This is a genomic window from Desulfobacter vibrioformis DSM 8776 (genome assembly GCF_000745975.1).
GTDB classification, from domain to species: Bacteria; Desulfobacterota; Desulfobacteria; order Desulfobacterales; family Desulfobacteraceae; genus Desulfobacter; species Desulfobacter vibrioformis.
Genome location: NZ_JQKJ01000070.1, coordinates 1 through 2,869, shown reverse-complemented (window position 1 = coordinate 2,869; position 2,869 = coordinate 1). Strand labels below are relative to the sequence as shown.

The following is a 2,869-nucleotide window of genomic DNA, read 5'->3' as shown; positions in this document are numbered from 1 at the left end:
TTAGACCTGGGCGTAAATTTGAACGAAAACATAAAGTTGCCAAAAGGGAGCATCATATGAATTTAAAACCTTGCCGTTAACTTTATGACATTGATAGCGGGTGAGCACCCAAAAAGTATTAATGAAAAGGAATTAGATCATTTCGCTTTTAGTAAATCTTCCAAGCTTAAATCTATATTACAAGCCGTTGATGAATATTATTTACATGCATTTTCTCCAGAGATTATCTCCGTTTTAAATTTTATTGAAAACTCAAAACTTGCGGCAGAATTAATAACTAAGCATCTAAAAATTGGAGGAGAAGAAACATTAAATACCTCTTTTTCAGAATCACGCTTTCAGATAAATTTAATGTATATTCAAAAGCAGTTTGAGACGGCTCTGTCCTCTATAAAATTGAAGAATAATCACTTATTGTTTATAGATGGTATAGATATTAGACCCGGTTCTATACCTTATGATGAGTACTTGGAATGCATAAAGGGTTTAGCAAATGCTGCATGGAATTTAAATAATGATTTTTTTGCAAACATTCGAGACTCTAAAGGGCGTTTTCGGGTAATACTATTATTACGGCCGGATATTTTTAATTCTATTGGCCTCCAGAATCTAACTAACAAAATCCGTGATAATTCGGTCTTTTTAGATTGGCGTACTACATATCCTAGTTATCGAACATCTCATCTGTTTGAACTGTCGGATAAATTATTACGAGCTCAACAAAGTGATCAGATCGAAGAAGGGGTGGCTTGGGATAATTATTTCCCTTGGCAATCTCCCAGCACAAATCCCAATCGAGATTATGATCCATCTTTTATACAATTTCTTAGATTATCCTATTCGAGACCAAGAGACATTGTAACAATGGTCCAAATATTAAAGGAGGAACATCATCAAAAAAAAAGGAGTGCAGACGCTGCTTTTGATGAATTACTTTTTAATAATAATGATTTCCAAAACAAATACTCTCAATATTTAATGGGTGGAATAAAAGATCAACTTTCATTTTACTATGATGAAGCCGATTATAATATGTTCCTAAAGTTTTTTAATTTTCTTGAGGGAGAAGATCAATTTAATTACTCAAAATATCTAAAAGTTTATAACAATTTTATAGACTTCGTATTGGATAATCATAATGATATTCCAAAATTTGTAGAAAGCGAAAATGATTTTTTACAATTCCTTTATGACACAAATATCCTTTGCTTTATTGAGGAGTATGAAAATGAATTTTTCTTTCGATGGTGTTATAGAGAAAGGAGCCCTTCAAACATATCTCCCAAGGTGAGCCCAAATGCAACATATCGGATACATTATGGCCTCCATAAAGCATTAAATGTGGGCCGTATGCACAGAAAAAATGGATCAGGAGCATAATCGGAATAGGACTCCCCATCACCACCCGGCATACGTGATCTCGCAACAGGGCGGTTCGGTTGACCAGGAGATCAATGCCCGGACAAATACTTTTTCAAGGGAACTGGATATAAAGCCAATTTTTGCAGACCATTTGTTAAGAAAAAGCGGACCCCACAATTTGTCTATAAGTCCGGAGTGTTTCGGAAATTTTTCAGCGTCAATATATCGTGTCAGTCTTGAGAGGCCGTGAATTCATTTTAGGAATCGTGTTTTGTACATGAAAAAAATCGGAAAAAATCCCAAAAATTATAAAATATTCGTCCAGGCAAAAAACTTAAAAATGTCAAAGTGGAGGCGTTTATTTGCGGGGAAAATGAAAATTTGTTAAAAATCCGTTAAATATTTTTATCGTTATCATAATTCTTAACGTATATATGCCTCAAAGATGATAGAAAAGTTTAAAAATATTCTTGGGTACGCCTTTCTTACCACTATGTATATAGGCATTGGATGCGCTATCATAGGCTCCGTTCTTAAAGAAAAGGGAATAGCTTGGAATGAATTACATACAAAGGCTCTGGCCGAAATTCGTACTCTTTCATTATTTGTTAAACAATTCTATCTTGCTCATCAGGATATTTTAGATATATATTTAAGTGCGTTGGCAGGAGTCATACTAACCATCCTCGTTACATTATTTCTGGAGTACCTCAAAGGCAAAAAATCAAAGGAATGTGAACAAAAAGAAAAAACCGAGAAACAAAAGCAATTAGAAGAAATATATTTAGAGAAAAAAAAATATAGCGCAGTTCCTCAGGAAATTGAATTTTCTGACAATCTCCTCTTTATTCCGAGCCTTGAAGAATTGGGATTTCCCAAAGTTGTGGCACAATTCCCCCATTACATAGAGATTGTTGAAAATCAAATTGGTCAATGGGTGGAAATTGGCGATATTCTGATGGAGATTCGATTTTATTTCTATCACAGTGAGTTGTCGAAATCGACCAATAAAATATTATCCCTCCTTTATTACGTTCATGATTTTTTTGAGCTAAGAAAGCCTTATATAGATACATTCACTATTCGATCTCCTATTAGGGGGTTGTTGGTCTACAAGCGTAATGTAGATTGTAGAGAAGGACGAACCCCAACAAAGAGAGATATTCAAGATAACTATCATTGTAGGCCCGGAATATTGGGCACAAAAAAAGAAGCTTTACCCTGTTTGCTAATCCCCAAAAGCGAGACGAATATAGATGATGATCTTTTATTAAATTTTCGTTGCTCTGTTAAAAACTCACTTAAAAGAAAATGGCAAAAAAATATACATGGCGTTCCAATATTGAATGGAGAGTGTTGCCGGATAAGAATCAGTGAGGCCATCGAAAAAAATAAATTTGGGGAAAGTATAGCACTGCAGCGACATATAAAATAATAGACAGAACGTTATTGATCTGATATGCTGATCTTCTACATGAAAATTGTGGAGGACATTGTGCAAACAAAT

At 34.3% G+C, this 2,869-nt stretch carries 2 protein-coding genes; both read left to right on the top strand.

The features are described from left to right. Window positions 1–84: 84 nt before the first annotated feature. Entirely contained in the window at window positions 85–1,380 is a 1,296-nt protein-coding gene (locus tag Q366_RS19050; RefSeq protein WP_051958170.1) for a P-loop ATPase, Sll1717 family, read from the top strand. A 427-nt stretch (window positions 1,381–1,807) separates the two neighbouring features. Further along, window positions 1,808–2,797 (top strand): hypothetical protein, encoded by a 990-nt coding sequence (locus tag Q366_RS19045; RefSeq protein WP_035242376.1) that lies wholly within the window; start codon window positions 1,808–1,810, stop codon window positions 2,795–2,797. Window positions 2,798–2,869: the final 72 nt, after the last annotated feature.